Origin of the sequence: Streptomyces sp. IBSNAI002, from assembly GCF_052244475.1 — a bacterium.
Taxonomy (GTDB): domain Bacteria; phylum Actinomycetota; class Actinomycetes; order Streptomycetales; family Streptomycetaceae; genus Streptomyces.
This window is the reverse complement of record NZ_JBQPXG010000002.1, coordinates 6861286-6876418: the sequence shown is the minus strand read 5'-3', so window position 1 is coordinate 6876418 and position 15133 is coordinate 6861286. Positions and strand designations below refer to the sequence as shown.

15 protein-coding genes are annotated in these 15133 nt (G+C 76.1%); 5 read left to right on the top strand and 10 right to left on the bottom strand.

The window, feature by feature from the left end:
* Positions 1–10: 10 nt before the first annotated feature.
* Positions 11–787, top strand: coding sequence for an MBL fold metallo-hydrolase (locus tag ACTVZO_RS32450; RefSeq protein ID WP_443301708.1), 777 nt, complete (start codon positions 11–13; stop codon positions 785–787).
* Entirely contained in the window at positions 784–1428 is a 645-nt protein-coding gene (locus ACTVZO_RS32445) for a DedA family protein (RefSeq protein ID WP_443301707.1), read from the top strand. The genes ACTVZO_RS32450 and ACTVZO_RS32445 overlap by 4 nt, the downstream gene beginning before the upstream one ends.
* Here ACTVZO_RS32445 and ACTVZO_RS32440 read toward each other — a convergent pair.
* The 3 genes from ACTVZO_RS32440 to ACTVZO_RS32430 form a co-directional block, all read right to left on the bottom strand.
* Positions 1370–2593, bottom strand: a complete 1224-nt coding sequence (locus tag ACTVZO_RS32440) for an MBL fold metallo-hydrolase (RefSeq protein ID WP_443301706.1) — start codon at positions 2591–2593, stop codon at positions 1370–1372. The two genes, ACTVZO_RS32445 and ACTVZO_RS32440, sit on opposite strands and share 59 nt — an antisense overlap.
* A 29-nt stretch (positions 2594–2622) precedes the next feature.
* Positions 2623–3840 carry an aminotransferase class I/II-fold pyridoxal phosphate-dependent enzyme gene (locus tag ACTVZO_RS32435; protein WP_443301705.1) on the bottom strand — a complete coding sequence of 406 codons (1218 nt, stop codon included), beginning with the start codon at positions 3838–3840 and terminating at the stop codon, positions 2623–2625.
* A 115-nt stretch (positions 3841–3955) separates the two neighbouring features.
* Entirely contained in the window at positions 3956–4528 is a 573-nt protein-coding gene (locus tag ACTVZO_RS32430; RefSeq protein ID WP_443301704.1) for a TIGR03086 family metal-binding protein, read from the bottom strand.
* Positions 4529–4656: 128 nt separating this feature from the next.
* Here ACTVZO_RS32430 and ACTVZO_RS32425 point away from each other — a divergent pair, with 128 nt between their 5' ends.
* Positions 4657–4983, top strand: coding sequence for a hypothetical protein (locus tag ACTVZO_RS32425; protein WP_443301703.1), 327 nt, complete (start codon positions 4657–4659; stop codon positions 4981–4983).
* A 343-nt stretch (positions 4984–5326) separates the two neighbouring features.
* On the top strand, positions 5327–5788 hold the full coding sequence (locus ACTVZO_RS32420; protein ID WP_443301702.1) for a hypothetical protein: 462 nt from the start codon (positions 5327–5329) through the stop codon (positions 5786–5788).
* A gap of 19 nt (positions 5789–5807) precedes the next feature.
* On the opposite strand, the gene ACTVZO_RS32415 is transcribed toward ACTVZO_RS32420, so the two are convergent.
* From ACTVZO_RS32415 to ACTVZO_RS32405, 3 genes are all read right to left on the bottom strand, one after another.
* Positions 5808–7775 (bottom strand): DUF5107 domain-containing protein, encoded by a 1968-nt coding sequence (locus ACTVZO_RS32415; RefSeq protein WP_443301701.1) that lies wholly within the window; start codon positions 7773–7775, stop codon positions 5808–5810.
* A gap of 78 nt (positions 7776–7853) precedes the next feature.
* Positions 7854–8753: an arginase family protein gene (locus ACTVZO_RS32410; protein ID WP_443301700.1), complete on the bottom strand. Its 900-nt coding sequence runs from the start codon at positions 8751–8753 to the stop codon at positions 7854–7856.
* 25 nt (positions 8754–8778) lie between these two features.
* Positions 8779–9372 (bottom strand): GNAT family N-acetyltransferase, encoded by a 594-nt coding sequence (locus ACTVZO_RS32405; RefSeq protein ID WP_443301699.1) that lies wholly within the window; start codon positions 9370–9372, stop codon positions 8779–8781.
* Between the two features lie 35 nt (positions 9373–9407).
* Between ACTVZO_RS32405 and ACTVZO_RS32400 the strand changes: the two genes are divergently transcribed.
* On the top strand, positions 9408–10142 hold the full coding sequence (locus tag ACTVZO_RS32400; RefSeq protein WP_443301698.1) for a hypothetical protein: 735 nt from the start codon (positions 9408–9410) through the stop codon (positions 10140–10142).
* 9 nt (positions 10143–10151) lie between these two features.
* Here the strand turns inward: ACTVZO_RS32400 and ACTVZO_RS32395 are convergent, their stop codons facing one another.
* The 4 genes from ACTVZO_RS32395 to ACTVZO_RS32380 form a co-directional block, all read right to left on the bottom strand.
* Complete coding sequence (locus ACTVZO_RS32395; RefSeq protein WP_443301697.1) at positions 10152–12170, bottom strand: prolyl oligopeptidase family serine peptidase; 2019 nt, start codon at positions 12168–12170, stop codon at positions 10152–10154.
* A 10-nt stretch (positions 12171–12180) separates the two neighbouring features.
* On the bottom strand, positions 12181–13554 hold the full coding sequence (locus ACTVZO_RS32390; RefSeq protein ID WP_443301696.1) for a M20/M25/M40 family metallo-hydrolase: 1374 nt from the start codon (positions 13552–13554) through the stop codon (positions 12181–12183).
* Position 13555: 1 nt separating this feature from the next.
* Entirely contained in the window at positions 13556–14389 is an 834-nt protein-coding gene (locus tag ACTVZO_RS32385) for a M55 family metallopeptidase (protein ID WP_443301695.1), read from the bottom strand.
* Positions 14390–14534: 145 nt separating this feature from the next.
* Complete coding sequence (locus tag ACTVZO_RS32380; RefSeq protein WP_443301694.1) at positions 14535–14978, bottom strand: SRPBCC family protein; 444 nt, start codon at positions 14976–14978, stop codon at positions 14535–14537.
* Positions 14979–15133: the final 155 nt, after the last annotated feature.

Sequence of the window (15133 nt, the reverse complement as noted above, 5' to 3'; positions counted from 1 at the left end):
AGGGAGGCCGGTGCCGGTGGAGGTCACTTGGTGGGGTCATGCCACGTGCACGGTCGAGGACTCCGGGGTGCGGCTGCTGACGGACCCGCTGTTCGCGCGGCGGCTGGCGCATCTGCGGCGGCGGCGCGGCGCGGTGCCCCCGCCCGAGGCGGCGCGGGCGGACGTGGTGCTGGTCTCGCACCTGCACGCCGACCACCTGCACCTGCCCTCGCTGGCGCGGCTCGCGCCCGGCACCCGGCTGCTGGTACCCCGCGGCGCCCGCCGGGCCGTTCCCGGGCTGGGCCGGACCGCCGGGCTGCGCGGTCTGACGGTGACGGAGGTGGCGCCGGGGGACGAGGTGCCCGTGGGAAGCGGCGTACGGGTACGGGTGGTCAGTGCCCTGCACGACGGCCGGCGGCTGCCGTTCGGGCCGCGGCTCGCGCCGGCCCTCGGGTACGTGGTCCAGGGCGCGGCCCGGACCTACTTCGCCGGGGACACCGGGCTGTTCGCGACGATGGCCGAGGAGGTCGGACCGGTGGACGTGGCCCTGCTGCCGGTGGGCGGCTGGGGTCCCTACCTCGGTCCGGGGCACCTGGACGCGGGCCGGGCGGCGCGCGCGCTGGCCGAGCTGGCCCCGGCGGCGGCGGTCCCGGTGCACTACGGGACGTACTGGCCGATCGGGATGGACGCGGTGCGTCCGCACGAGTTCCACGCGCCGGGCGAGGAGTTCGCGCGGCGTGCGGCGCGGCTCGCGCCGAAGGTGACGGTGCGGGTCCCCGCGCACGGCGAGCGGGTGCGGCTGCCGTGACCTGGTGCGAGACCACGGTGGCGGCGGCCGGTCAGGTACCGCCGGAGACCACCCAGCAGGCGGTGGGGTACCCGGCGTTGTTCGTGCTGGTGGCGCTCGGCGCGCTGGTGCCGGTGATCCCGACGGGGGCGCTGGTGAGTTCGGCGGCGGTGGTGGCGTTCCATCAGGAGTCGCTGCCGTTCGGGGTGTTGCTCGTGTTCGCGGTGTCGGCGCTGGCGGCGTTCACCGGGGACATCGCGCTGTACTGGCTCGGCCGGCGCGGGGTGCGTTCGCGGGGCGGCTCGCGCTGGCTCGAGGCACTGCGCGGCCGGGCCACGCCCGAGCGGCTGGAGCAGGCACAGGCGCGGCTGGACGAGCACGGCGTACTGGTCCTGGTGGTCTCCCGGCTGGTTCCGGCGGGCCGCATCCCGGTGATGCTGGCCTGCCTGCTGGCGGAACTGCCGCTGCGCCGCTTCGCCCGCGGCGACGGCCCGGCCTGTCTCGCCTGGGCGGCGACCTACGGCCTGATCGGCATCCTGGGCGGCTCCCTCTTCTCGGAGCCCTGGAAGGGGGTAGCCCTGGCGGTGGGCCTGACCTTGCTCATCAGCGCGGGCCCGGCGGCGTGGCGGCGGATCCGCCCGGGGCGGGCCGGCCGGGCCTAGGGCCTGTCGGGCCGAGGGTGCGGGAGGCGCCGATCGGGAGGTCCCAGAGGTGCTCGCGGGGCAGGGCGGCGCGGGACCAGGCGGCCCGGACGCGGTGCAGGGGTTCCATGACGGGTTCGGCGGACAGGACGAAGGCCGCCCAGTGCATGGGCGCCATCCGCCGGGCCCCGAGGTCGAGGAAGGCCCGCACGGCCTCCTCGGGGTCGGCGTGGACGTCGCCGAGCCACCAGCGCGGGGCGTAGGCGCCGATGGGCAGCAGCGCGAGGTCGATGCCGGGGTGGCGGCGGCCGATCTCGCCGAACCAGTGGCCGTAGCCGGTGTCCCCCGCGAAGTAGAGCGTGCGCGGGGCCGGGCTGCGGGTGTCGGTGAGGATCCAGCCGCCCCACAGGGACCGGCAGGTGTCGAGGAGCGAGCGCTTGGACCAGTGGTGGGCCGGTACGAACTCGAAGCGTACGCCGTCCAGTTCGGCCGACTCCCACCAGTCGAGCTCGGTGACCCGGGTGAAGCCGCGGCGGCGGAACCAGCGGGCCAGGCCGGCCGGGACGAAGAGCGCGGTGTGCCGCGGCAGCCGCTTGAGGGTGGGCGCGTCGAGGTGGTCGTAGTGGTTGTGGCTGATGACCACCGCGTCCACCGGCGGCAGGTCCTCCCAGCGCACTCCGACGGGCGTCATCCGGGACGGGGTGCCGAGGATCCGCCGGGACCAGACGGGGTCGGTGAGCACGGTCAGCCCGCCGGTCCGCAGCACCCAGCTGGCGTGCCCGGCCCAGGTCACGCAGACCGAGCCGGGGCCCGCCGGGGGCAGCGGGGCGGGCGCGTACGGCAGGTCGGGGATCCCGCGCAGCCCTTGCGGCCCGGGCCGGAAGGCGCCCTCCCGCGCGAGCCGGGCGAAGCCCCGGACCCCGGGGAGCGGGGTGGTCAGCCGGTCCGCGAAGGAACGGGGCCAGCGCCGGTGCTCACCGAGCGGCCGCGGGGCCGGCGCCACGGCCGGCGGGACGACGGCAGCGGTCCGCACCCGGGCGCCGGGGGACGCGGGGGCGGGAGCGGGCCCCACGGGAGCAGCCGCGGGAGCGGCGGCGAAGCCGGGCTCGGAGGCGGCCCCGGCGGGCGAAGCGGCCCCCGCGGGCGGCGCGGCCCCGGCGGGCGGGGTGGGCGGACGGTTGGGCATCGGGCGGGCTCCGTTCACCGGGGTGGGCATCAGGTCAGGCCGGCCAGGACCGATCCGAGGAGGTCCAGGGAGCGCCGTACGTGCGGCAGCGCGAGCGGGTCGGGGGCGGCGAGTGCGGCCAGCCGTTCCTCCGGGGTGGCGCCCAGCAGCGGCCCGGTGGACAGCCGTACCCGCAGGGCGACCGGTTCGTCCGCGAACCGCTGACCGCCGGGTGTGGGCGCCCCCAGCCGGGCGCCGAGCCAGTCCTCCAGCTCCATGGCGTCGCCGACCCCGTGCCGCGCCAGCCCCTCCCGCAGCGGGGTCAGGTCCGCGTAGAGGTGCCGGCCGGCCTCCGGGGGCCGGGCCAGCGCCCCGACGGCCAGGAGCTCCCGGTGCGCGGCGGCCGCGACCGCCCCGTGCAGGGCGGCGGCCGCGCAGGCCCGTCCGGCGACGGCGTCGGGCTCTTCGAGGGCGTACGCGGCGGCCCCGGCGACCGGGCCCGCGACCAGTGCGCCGGTGGCGGTCAGGACGTCGAGGGTGCGGGCGCGCAGCCAGGTCCCGCGCGGGGTGTCGGGGAAGCGGACCACTGCGGCGGGCCAGCCGGTGGGCAGCAGCGCCCCGGACAGGTCGACGAGGACGGCCGCCCGGTCGGGGAGCATCTCGGCGGGGCTCAGGACCAGGGTGTCGCGCGGCCGGTGCACGGTGTCGCGCCAGCTCTCGTCGCTGACGACGAAGAGCCCGGCGGATTCGGCGGCCTCGCAGGCCTCGCGCAGCATCTCGGGCGACGGCACGGTCGCGGTCGGGTCGTCGGCCACCGACAGGAGCAGCACGCGCGGGTCGCCGCCCTCGGCGCGCACCCGCCGTACGGTCTCCAGCAGGGCGTACGGGTCGGGGATGCCTCCGCATTCGGCCGGCGTCGGCACGTGATAGGCCCGCCGTCCCAGCAGCCGGACCTGCGGGGTCCACCAGGCGGGACAGGGGCGGGGCAGCATCACGTCGCCCCCGTACGCGCCGAGCAGCGCGAGCAGCAGCGCGGGGGCTCCGGGGCCGGCGGCCACGTTCTCCGGGGTGGTGATCAGTCCGCGGCGCCCCCAGTGGCGGCAGGCCGCCTCCCGGACGGCCTCCCCGCCGCCGGGGGGTTCGGGGGCCGAGCGTCCGGCGGCCGCGGCGAGCACGCCGACGAGTCCGGGGAGCACGGGCAGCCCGGGCCCGGGCGACGGCGGGCCGAACCGGACCGGGCCGCGGCCCTCCGCCGTGGTGCGCTGCATCCCCTCCACCGTCGTCCGCCTTCCGCGCTCGTCCCGCAGCTCCTCCAGACCTGACCTTTATACGATTAATCGGGACGTTACGCCCGCTTTCGATATCCGGACCGGTCCCGAGGGCTCAGCCCCGCCTCCCCAGCAGTCCCAGCAGCCTCGTCTGCGCGTCCGCCCCGGCCGGCACCTCGAGCGGAGCCGCGTACATCCCGCTCGCCGCGAGCCCGTCGGCGTACGGCATGACCTCCTTGATGGAGAACTCCACGAGGCCGTCCGGCAGCCGGTCGTCCGCGCCGATCGCCCGGGACAGGTCCCAGGTGTGCGCGACGCAGTCGGCGGTCAGCTCGGAGCAGTAGGCGGAGCCCAGCGCGGGCCCGTAGGAGAGCCGGACGGTCCGGGCGAGCGCCCCCGGTGCGGCGAAGGCGGCGTGCGCGGCGGCGGCGGCCCGGTCCCAGGCTGCGACCGGGTCCTCGCCCAGCACGTCGCCGGAGAACGCGTCGCCCAGCTCGGCGACCGTGCGGCCCTCGGAGACCAGCGGCGGGATCCACAGCTGCTCCCCGGTGACGTGGCTGACCAGATCCCGCACGCTCCACTCCGTGCACGGGGTCGGCGCGTCCCACTGGTCGTCCGCGACGGCGCGCAGACGCTCACCGAACAGGCTCAGCGCCTCGGCGTGCCGCTCCAGCAGCGATTCCGGCATGGCTCCCACCACCCTGGCGTGACCGTTCCCCCTGGGCCCCACTCTCCTCGCCCCCACAGGGCCCTGCCAGCCGGGCCGCGAGGAGGTGGGTGTCGGCCCCGGGGCGGGACCCACCGCATCCAGTGCGCATGTCATTCGCTTCCCGTCGCAACGTCCTGACCGTCCTCGCCTCCGCGGCCGCGTCCGTCCCACTCGGCTCCATGACCGCCGCGGCCTCGCCCAGAGCCGCCGCGCCGGCCGCGGCACCGGCCGGCGCCCCCGCCGCCGCACCCGCCGCGGTCGCGGGCGCGCCCGTGCCGCCCGCCCTCACCTCGCCGCGGTCCTCGGTCACCATGCCCCCGCTCGAGCCGTCCTACTTCGCCCAGGTCTCCCTCGGCGCCCCGTCCGCGAAGGTGCTGCCGGAACACCGGAGCGCACGGAGATCACCTCCGGTGGCGCCCGGGTGGCCGTGCTGACCAAGGGGGCGCGCACGGTGGCCGTGACCGGCCCCGAGCGGACCTTCACCGAGAACAAGCAGTCCTTCGCCGACGACTTCCAGCGCACCCTGCCCGACCCGGCGCCGCCGGCCGCGGACCGCACGTACTGGGGCACCTCCCCCGGCGGCGGCAGCTGGTCCACGCTCGGCCCGGCCGACACCGACTACTCGGTGGTCCCGGGCAGCGCGGTCATCGCGCTCACGACCGACTACGCCAGCCGTCACGCCACGCTCCGGGACGACGAGATCACCGACGTCGACGTCCGCGCGGTGGCGGGGTTCGACAAGGTGCCCACAGGCCAGGCCTGTTCTGGACGATCCGAGTGCGCCGCGAGGGCACCCGGATCCAGGTCAAGGCCTGGCGCACCGACTCCGCCGAGCCCGCCGCGTGGGCCGCGGACGTCACCGACGCCACCTTCGCCAAGGGGCGCGTGGGCCTGCGCGCGCTCGCCAACCAGGGCTGCACGAACCTCCCGGTCAAGCTGGTGGTCAGCCGCTTCCAGGTGGACGCCGCGACCTGGCAGCAACCGCCGGCCGTCACGCACACCTCCTGGGTACGGGTCCTGCCCGCGCCCTTCGACGGGACCTGGACCCCGGAGCTGGAGCAGACCGTGCGCGGCTGGGCCGCGTCCACCGGCCCCGACGTCCTCGCGTACGCGGCCGTGTTCCTCGCCGGGGCGCCGGCCGTGGCCGCCGGACCGACCATGTCCGACCTGGGCGGCGCCTCGCCGATCGACGGAACCGGCACGTACGCGCAGAAGCTGCACACCGTGCACCGCATCTGACGAGGCGCCGGCCCGCCCGTCAGTCCGACGGGCGCATGCGGAAGTCGTAGCGGGGCGGGAGCGGGCGGCCGGTGAGCGCCGACCAGGCCTCGCCGAGGGTTTCCTCGCCCTCCCGCAGGTCCGGGATCTCGAAACCGTCCTCGAAGACCCGCCGGGCCGCCGCCACATGCCCCTCGGCCGCCAGGAGCCGGACGGCCAGGAGCCGGAAGCGGCCCCGCTCGCGCAGGGCGGGCCGCAGCCGGTCCCAGACCCGGCGCGCCTCGGGCGGGCGGCCGGCGGCCAGCAGGGCCGCCATCGCCTCCTGCCCGAGCGCGGACTCCGCGGCCGTCCACGACTCGCCGCCGCGGCTCTCCGCGGCCAGGTCGTCGAAGGCCGCCGCGTACCCGTCGGCCGCCCTCGCCCGGTCACCGGCGAGGGCGTCCGCGAGCGCCAGGCAGCGCAGCAGCGGCCAGCGCGAGGGGGCCAGCGCCAGGCCGCGCTCCCAGCTCCGTACCGCCTGGGCCACGTCACCGGCGTGCCACTGGGCCACACCCAGGTGGTACTCGGTCAGCGGCTGCGCCGGGGCCGTCTCAAGCATGTCCCGCCAGTGGGCGGCGACCAGGCTCGGCCCCGGCGGCGCCGCCCGGCGCGGGGGCGGGAAGACCCCGGTGCGCCACAGGTCCAGCCAGGGCTCCTGGGCCTCACCGAGCCGGGACTCCTCGAAGGGGGTGCCCGGCAGCTTGAAGCCGCCGCACAGCACCTCCAGCGAACCCCAGCCGGAGCCCGCGGCCAGCCGCTCCCCCGGTTCGGTGTCGGCGCACCCGCGCCACGCCTCGTACGCCGCGTCCACCCGCTCCCCGGGCAGTACGGCATCCAGCGCGTCCCGCGCCGCGCAGCGGGCGGCCGCCCAGTCGGGGCCGTGCACGGCCGCGGCGTCCGCGGCCAGCGGGCCGTACGCCTCCAGCCAGCTGAACTCCGCCCCGCCCTCGAGCCGTACGTGCTCCAGCTGGGTGCGGGCCAGCCCGGCCTGGATCTCCGCGTAGCCTCCCGTGCCCGGTTCGGTCAGCCATTCCTGCCAGCGGCGGCCGCCGCCGCCCGCGCCCCAGACGAACAGTTTGCGCCCGCGCAGCCGCGCGGTGGAGGTCTGCACGAGGCCGTGCCCGGCGGCGTCCAGGGAGGCGATCCAGGGCCGGGCCCCGTCCGGGACCTCGTAGAAGAAGTCGGCCGGGTACGCGCTGCGCAGCGGGTAGGTGCGGTCCGCACCGTCCCACTCGGGTACGGGGATGCGGCGCAGCGCACGCTCGTACCCGAAGTTCCAGGCCTCGTCGGCGGGGGCCAGGACGCGGGTGCCGGGGTCCTCGGGGACGGCGGTGTTGGACCACCAGTAGACGGGGGCGGGCCGCTCGTGGGGGTTGCGCACGCGGACGCCGACGTAGAGGAACTCCGAATCCCCGGGCAGCCACAGGTCCACCTGGAAGGGCAGGTCGCGCAGCCGCTCCCACTCCCACAGCCGGACCATCACGCCGCCGTCCGGGGCCGGGACGAGCGCGGCGTGCAGCGGAGCGCAGGAGAGGGTGGTGTGGCCGGTGGCCCCGGTGTTCCACTCGATGCCGCCGGAGAACCAGGCGCCGTTGAGGGCGAAGTTGGCGGGCTGGAACACCGGGTTGCGGTAGAGCAGTTCGCGGCCGGTGGGCAGGTGCACGAGGGAGTGGACGCGCCCGCCGAGGCCCGGGAGCACGGTGACCCGCAGGTGCTCGTTCTCGATGACGACCGACTCGAACTCCCCCTGCGGCCGCTCCCGTCCGTAGCCGTCGCGGATCCGCACCGGCAGCAGCGAGCGCAGCGGCTCGTAGCCGATCTGCCGCGCCATGTCGCGCGGCAGCCCTTCGCGGGCCCGCTCGTCCAGTGCGTGGACCCCGTCGGGCGCGCGGAGGGCGGGCAGCGGGTTCTCGGGCCCCAACGGGGCTGCGGGAAGGGTCAGTACGGCGCGTCTGACGGTGGTGGCCATAGGGAAATGGAACACGCAGCGGGGGGCGCTGCACAGAGGTTGCGCAGATCACCGCCGGTCAGGATTGGGCAAAGGCCCTCAGGCGAAGGCGCCCGCGACGAGGTCTGCGAGCAGGGCGCCCGCCCGGCCGTCGGGGTCCAGGTCCGGGTCGTAGATCGTGACGTTGATCCCGACGCATCGCGGGCTGCTCACCAACACGCCCAGGAGTTCTGCGAGTTCGTCGGGCAGCAGGCCGCCGGGGTCCGGGCTGTCCACGGCCGGCATGACACCCGGGTCCAGTACGTCGGCGTCCAGGTGCACCCAGAACCCGGCGGTGGCCGGCGGGTGCAGCCCGTCCAGCGCCGCCCGGGCCGCCGGCCCGGCGCCGTGCTCGCGGATCTCCCCGACGGTCGCCACCCGGATCCCGGCCGCGCGCAGCTCCGCGAGGTCGGCGTCGCCGTCCCGGATCCCGAAGAGCCGTACGTCGTCGTCCCGCAGGTACGGGGAGCGGCCCTCCAGGTCGGCGAGGACGGCCTGCCCGCGTCCCGTCGCGAGGGCGAGCTCCTCCCCGCCGGCGGCGCCGACCGGCCCGTTGACGTCCTCGTTGCCGGGGTGGCGGAAGTCGGCGGAGCCGTCGATGGCGGCCAGTCCGTACCGGCCCAGCCTGCGCATGGCCAGCGAGGCGCCGAGCTGGATCGAGCAGTCCCCGCCGAGGACCACGGGGAACTCCCCGGCCCTCAGGTGCCGTTCGATCCGGTCGGCGAGGGTGACCGTGTACGCGGCCAGGGCGTCGGCGTGGAACACGCCGTCGCCCTCCTTCCAGTCCCCGCGGTCGTAGCGGGGCGGGACCACCACCCCACCCTCGCGCGCGCCGAGCCGGGCCAGCAGACCCTGCTCCCGCAGCGCTCCGGCGAGCTTGTAGACGCCGGGTACCGTGCCGGGCGCGGGCGGGCGCAGGCCGAGGTTGGACGGGGCGTCGAGGAGCACGAGGGATCGCATGGCCCCATCCTGGCCGACGGAGCCCTCAGGGGACGGGCATTTCCTCGGTGACGGCCCAGCGCTCGTGGTCGCGCCAGGCGCCGTCGACGTGGAGGAAGTCCGGGGAGAGTCCCTCCAGGCGGAAGCCCGCGCCGCGGACCAGCGCGATCGAGGCGGTGTTGCCCGGCTGGATGTTGGCCTCCAGCCGGTGCAGGCCGAGGCCGCCGCGGCCGCCGTCGGGGCCCTCACCGCCGTCACCGCCGTCGCCGGCCGGGGCGAAGGCGTGCGCGAGGACCAGGCGCAGGGCCTCGTGGAAGAGTCCCCGGCCCGCGGCGTGCGCGAAGGCCCCGTAGCCGAGGGCTCCGCACCGGAAGGCGCCCCGCACGATGTTGTTGATGTTGACGAAGCCCGCGAGGGCCCCGGTGCCGAGCTCGCACACGAGGAACCCTGCGCGGCCCTCGCCCTCCGTCAGCCGGGCCGCGTACGGCTCGTACTCCTCGATGGTCGCGGGCGGGAACAGCCAGGGGCGGTGGAGCTCCCGGCTCTCGTGCGCGCGTGCGGTGAACTCCGGTCCGTCGGCGAGCCGGAAGGGCCGCAGGCCCACGCGCGGGCCCTGCCGCAGGTATGTGGAAAAGGTCATCCGCCCAGGTTAGGAGGTGTGACAGGATCCCCGGTGTGATCATCGAACCCGACACCGCCGGACTCCTGCGCGCGGCGGCACGCGACAACGCCGAGTGGTGCGACGCGGTCGTGCGCGGCCACGGCCCGGCCGGAGCGTTCGCCCCCGAGGCCTGGACCAGCGCGAGCCGGACCCCGCCGCTGTACCCCGATGCCGTCACCCTCGCCCCGGGTGCCTCGGCGTCGGCGCTGGTGGCCGCCGTCGACACCGGGGGCCCGGGCTGCTCGGTCAAGGACAGCTTCGCCGACCTGGACCTGTCCGGGGACGGCTTCGAGGTGCTGTTGGAGGCCCGGTGGATCCACCGTCCGGCCGCGGCGCCCGCCCCGGCCGCCGGCTCGCGCCTGGAGTGGTCCGCGGTCACCGGCTCCGCCGGTCTGGCGCAGTGGGAGGCCGCCTGGGGCGGCGCAGAGGGCACCGGCCTGTTCCATCCGGCCCTGCCGGGCCGCGGCGTCACCTTCCTGGCGGGCCGCGCCGGGGGCCGGATCCTCGCGGGGGCCGTCGCGCACCGGGGCAGCGGCGCGGTGGTCGGCCTGTCCAACCTGTTCGCACACGAAGACGCCGACGCCGCCGACGCCGATGCCGCCTGGGCGGGCGCGCTCACCGCGATCGCCGCGCGCCGGCCTGACCTGCCGGTCGTCGGCTACGAGTCGGGGGACGGCCTCGACGCCGCCGTGCGCGCCGGGTTCACGCCGATCGGCCCGCTCCGCGTCTGGCTGCACACGGGCGCCTGAAGGGAAGGTCTAGAGCTCGAGCCTCAGCTCCAGCTGGGGCACGTCGGTGCGCTGGATCCCGAACACCTGAGCGTACAGGGAGAGTTCGGCCTCCAGGGCCCGGACCATCGTGTCCGCCCGGCGGAAGCCGTGCCCCTCGCCCTCGAAGGCCAGGTACGCGTGCGGCACCGGCCGCCCCCGCAGGGCGGCGAGGAGGCGCTCCGCCTGGCCCGGCGGGCAGACCGGGTCCGCCAGCCCCTGGAGCAGCACGAACGGGGCGGTGATCCGGTCGGCGCGGGCCACCGGCGAGCGCTCGCGGCAGCGGACGGCGAGGGTCTGCGCGGGTCCGGCCAGGCCCTCGACGTAGCGGGACTCCAGGTCGTGGGTCTCCTCGGCGAAGCGGAGCAGGTCCAGGACCGGGTAGATGATCGCCGCGCAGGCGTACACGTCGGTGGCGGCCAGCGAGGCCGCCGCGGTCCAGCCGCCCGCGCTCGCCCCGCGGATGGCGAGCCGGTCCGGGTCGGCGGTGCCCTCGGCGGCCAGCGCACGCGCCACCGCCGCGCAGTCCTCCACGTCCACGACGCCCCACTGTTCGCGCAGCCGCTCCCGGTAGGCGCGGCCGTAGCCGGTGGAACCCCCGTAGTTGACCTCGACCACTCCGATGCCGCGCGAGGTGAAGTAGGCGATGTGCAGGTCGAGTACGGGCGGCACGTGGTCGGTGGGGCCGCCGTGCGCCCACACCACGTACGGGGGCAGTTCCTCGGCGGCGGCGCGGCAGGCCGGGTGGTGCGGCGGGTAGACGTGCGCGTGGATCTCCCGGTTGTCGGGGCCCAGGAAGGTCCGGCTCTGCGGCTCCGGGTAGTGGGCGGGGTCCACCGGGTCCACCCCGTGCGCGCCGACCGCGCGGGCGTGCCCGGTGGCCGTGTCCAGCTCCACCACCTCGTACGCGCTGCGCGGGCTGGCGGCGACCCCGTACACGCGGGTGCCGCTGACGGCGAGGGTCGGCTGCCAGGCCGTCCACGGACCGGCGGCGTCCACCAGGTCCCCGCTCTCCGGGTCGAGGACGCCCAGCACGCTGGCGCCCTGGCCGTGCAGGACCGCGACCAGGCCTTCGGGCAGCGGGGCGATCCAGCGCAGCCCGGGCTTCCACAGCGGGCCGCCGAACTCCTCTTCCCTGGGGCACAGGCCGGCCGCCTCACCCGTCTCCGGGTCCACCCGGTAGGGGTTCCACCAGCCGCTGCGGTCGCTCACCGCGAGGAGGGTTCCGCCGGCCGTCCACTCGACCTGGGCGACGGCCTCGGCGGGTCCGCCGAGGACGGTACGGGCCCGCTCGAGCCGGCCGTCCCGGGTGATCCCGGCCAGCCGCAGCTCGGTACCGTCCCAGGGCATCCGCGGGTGGTCCCACACCAGCCAGGCCGCGTGCCGCCCGTCCGGGGAGAGCCGCGGTCCGGTGCTGAACCGGTGCCGGCCGTCGGTCAGTTCCCTTACGGCGGACCGGTCGCCGGCCGCCGACCCGTCGAGCGGGACGGCGGCGATCACCCGGCGGACGTCGGTCGGCGCGGGCCCGGTGAACTCCTCGAGCACGCACCAGACCTCGGAGCCGCGCAGCACCGGGTCGGCCCAGCGCAGGCCGCCGCCGACCTCGGAGAGCGGGGTCAGGGGCCGCGGGTGCGCGGCCTCGCCGGGGGCTTCCGGTTCGTACGCGTAGAGCCGCTGGTCGGCGAAGTGGACGAAGACCACCAGCGGTCCGCCTTCGGCCCGTTCGGCTCCGGTCCAGGGCAGGCCGCCGTACTCGGTGACGCGGCTGCGCACGTCCCACGGCGCGGGCAGCTCGGCGGCGCCCCCGCCCCCGTGGCCACCGCCGGCGCCGCCGTCGGCGCGGAGCCGCACCAGGGCCCGCCGGCCGCCTTCCCGCGGCCGGGGTTCGGTCCACCAGACCTCGGTGCCGACCGTGCCCACGTACTCGGGCCGTCCGTCGAGGGAGGCGGCGAGTTCGGCGGCGATGGGTGAGGGCCAGCTCCCGTAGGGCCGGGTCTGCGCCGCCGTCACGGGGTGCCCCTCACAGCGTCCGCAGCGCGTGGTCGAGGACGCGGACGCCGAAGTGCAGGGCCTCGACGGGGACCCGCTCGTCCACGCCGTGGAACAGGGACCAGTAGTCGAAGCCCGGCGGCAGCTTCAGGGGGGAGAAGCCGTAGCCGGTGATGCCGAGGCGGGAGAACTGCTTGGCGTCGGTGCCACCCGCCATGCAGAAGGGCACCACGTGCCCTTCCGGGTCGAACCGCTCGACGGACTCGCGCAGGATCCCGAAGGTCCGCCCGTTCACCGGGGCTTCGAGCGCGACCTCGCGGTGGTGGAACTCCCACCGCACGTCGGGGCCGGTGAGCGCGTCCAGAGTGGCGGTGAACTCGGCCTCGCCGCCCGGCAGCATCCGGCCGTCCACGTAGGCGGTGGCCCGGCCGGGGATCACGTTGACCTTGTAACCGGCGCTGAGCATGGTCGGGTTGGCGCTGTTGCGCACGGTCGCGTCGACCAGGGCGGCGGCCGGGCCGAGGCTGCCGAGGACGCCGTCGAGGTCGAAGCCGGGGGCCCTCGGGTCCACCGACAGGCCCTGGAGGGCCGCGAGTTCGGTGATGCAGGCGACGACGGTGTCGGTCAGGCGGACCGGCCACTCGTGGGCGCCGATCCGGGCGACGGCGGCCGCGAGCCGGGTAACGGCATTGGCCCTGTTGGGCTTGGATCCGTGCCCCGCGACGCCGTGGGCGGTCAGCTCCAGCCAAGCGGTGCCGCGTTCACCGGCGGCGATCGGGTACAGGGCCCGCCCGTCGCCGGGGTGCACGGTGAAGGCGCCGGACTCTCCGATGCCCTCGGTGCAGCCCTCGAAGAGGTGCGGGTGGTGGTCGGCGAGGAAGCCGGCCCCGTCGACCGCGCTGTCCTCCTCGTCGGCGGTGAAGGCGAGCACGATGTCCCGGCGGGGCTGCACGCCGGCCCGCGCCCAGGCCCGTACGACGGCCAGCACCATCGCGTCCATGTTCTTCATGTCGACGGCCCCGCGGCCCCAGACCATGCCGTCGCGGACCTCCCCCGAGAAGGGGTCCACGCTCCATTCGGCGGCCTCGGCGGGCACCACGTCGAGGTGGCCGTGGACGAGGAGCGCCTCGGCGGACGGGTCCGAACCGGCGATCCGGGCCACCACGTTGGTGCGGCCGGGGGTGCGCTCCAGCAGCACCGGTTCCAGTCCGGCGGCGGCGAGCCGTTCGGCGACGTACTCGGCGGCGGGGCGCTCGCGGCAGTCGCCGCCGCCCCGGTTGGCGGTGTCGATCCTGATGAGGCCGGAGGTGAACTCGACCGCCTCGTCGAGGGCGGCCTGGTCCACGGCGTCGGCCGGGGCACGGTCCTGCGCCTGGGCCGGGACCTCGGCGGTGACTACGGGCATGTCAGCCATACTGCTCCTCCACGGCCGCGGAGACGACCGTCGTGACCGCCTTGAAGGCGCGGATCCCCTCGTACATCGTCTCGCTGCTGTACGCGACCCTGCGCTCGCCGCACCGCTCGACGCCCGGGACCACCGCGGCCGTCAGGGCCAGGTGCTCGGCGTCGAACTCCACCTCCACGGTGTGGGGGCCGCCGGACACGGGCTCGTGCCGGACCGCCAGGGCGGTGGCCTCCTTGGCCGCCGCCCGGATGTCGGCGGCGGTGCGGGCGGGGGTCCGGCACACGGCGGCGTAGCGCGAGACGTGGTCCTTCACGGCGACGGTCACCGCGTCCGGGGCGTATCCGGCGGCGTCGACGCAGGTGAGGTCGTCGCCGGTGACCAGGATGACCGGCACCCCGTACTCGGCGACGACGTGCGCGTTGAGCAGGCCCTCGCTGGCCCGGGTCCCGTTGAGCCAGACGCCGGTGATGGAGTTGGCGAGGTAGGTGTGGGCGAGGACCCCCTCGGCGCCGGCCCCGGTGTGGTACCCGACGAAGGCGACCCCGTCGACGTCCCCGTGCTGGACGCCCTCGACCATGGAGAGCGTCTTGTGGCGGCCGGTGAGCAGTTCGGCCCGCGCGTCGAGCTTCTCCAGGAGCAGGTTGCGCATGGTCCAGTGGGCCTCGTTGATGAGGACCTGGTCGGCGCCGCCGTCGTAGAAGCCGAGCACGGCCGCGTTCACGTCGGAGGTGAACAGGCCCCGGCAGCGCTCCCACTGGGAGGCCCCGGGCACCACGTCCTCGGGCCAGGTGACGCCGGTGGCGCCCTCCATGTCGGCGGAGATGAGGATCTTCATCGGGCCCCCGGGGTCGGTTGCGGAGACCCAGCCTAGCTCTCGGACCCCGCTCGGGCCCGGGGGCCACGCCCGGGTTCCGGCGGCTCACCGGGGCCGGGAAGTCCACCCGATCCGGTGAGCCTCCCGGCGGCGCGGGGGCCCGGGATCAGGCCTCGACCTCGGCGGCCAGATTGGCCAGCAGCGTGTCGTAGATGCGGCCGAGGCCCTTGGGGGCGAAGGTGCGCTCGAAGAAGCCGCCGATGCCGCCGGCGCCGTCCCAGACGGTGGTGACCACGGCCTTGGACTTGCCCTCGCCGGCCGGGGTGACGACCCAGGTGGTCACCATGGAGGAGTTGCGGTCCTTCTCCACCAGCTGACCGTCGTTGGGCTCGCTGACCTCCAGCAGGCAGTCGCGCACGCGCTTGCTGGTGGCCTGGAGCTTCCAGTGCACCAGGGTCCCCTCGCCGTCGCCGCCCTCGCGCACCTCGTACTCGCTGAAGTGCTCGGGCAACAGCTTCTTGCGGGTCCCGGTGTAGTCCGCCAGCGCGTCGAACACGGTCTCCGCGTCGGCCGCGATGATCCGCTCCGTGGTGGCCTCGACCTGCGCCATAGCTGTTCCTCCAGCAGTTGTGATCGCTCGTCACGCCGAAGCCAACCACCTCCGGGGCGGTCGCCCAAATCCGGTGCCGGGAAGGGCCCCTCCGCCCGCCCCCGAGCACCTCCCCGCACGATCATGGGAACGTTTGTTCTATTCTTGTGGCGACA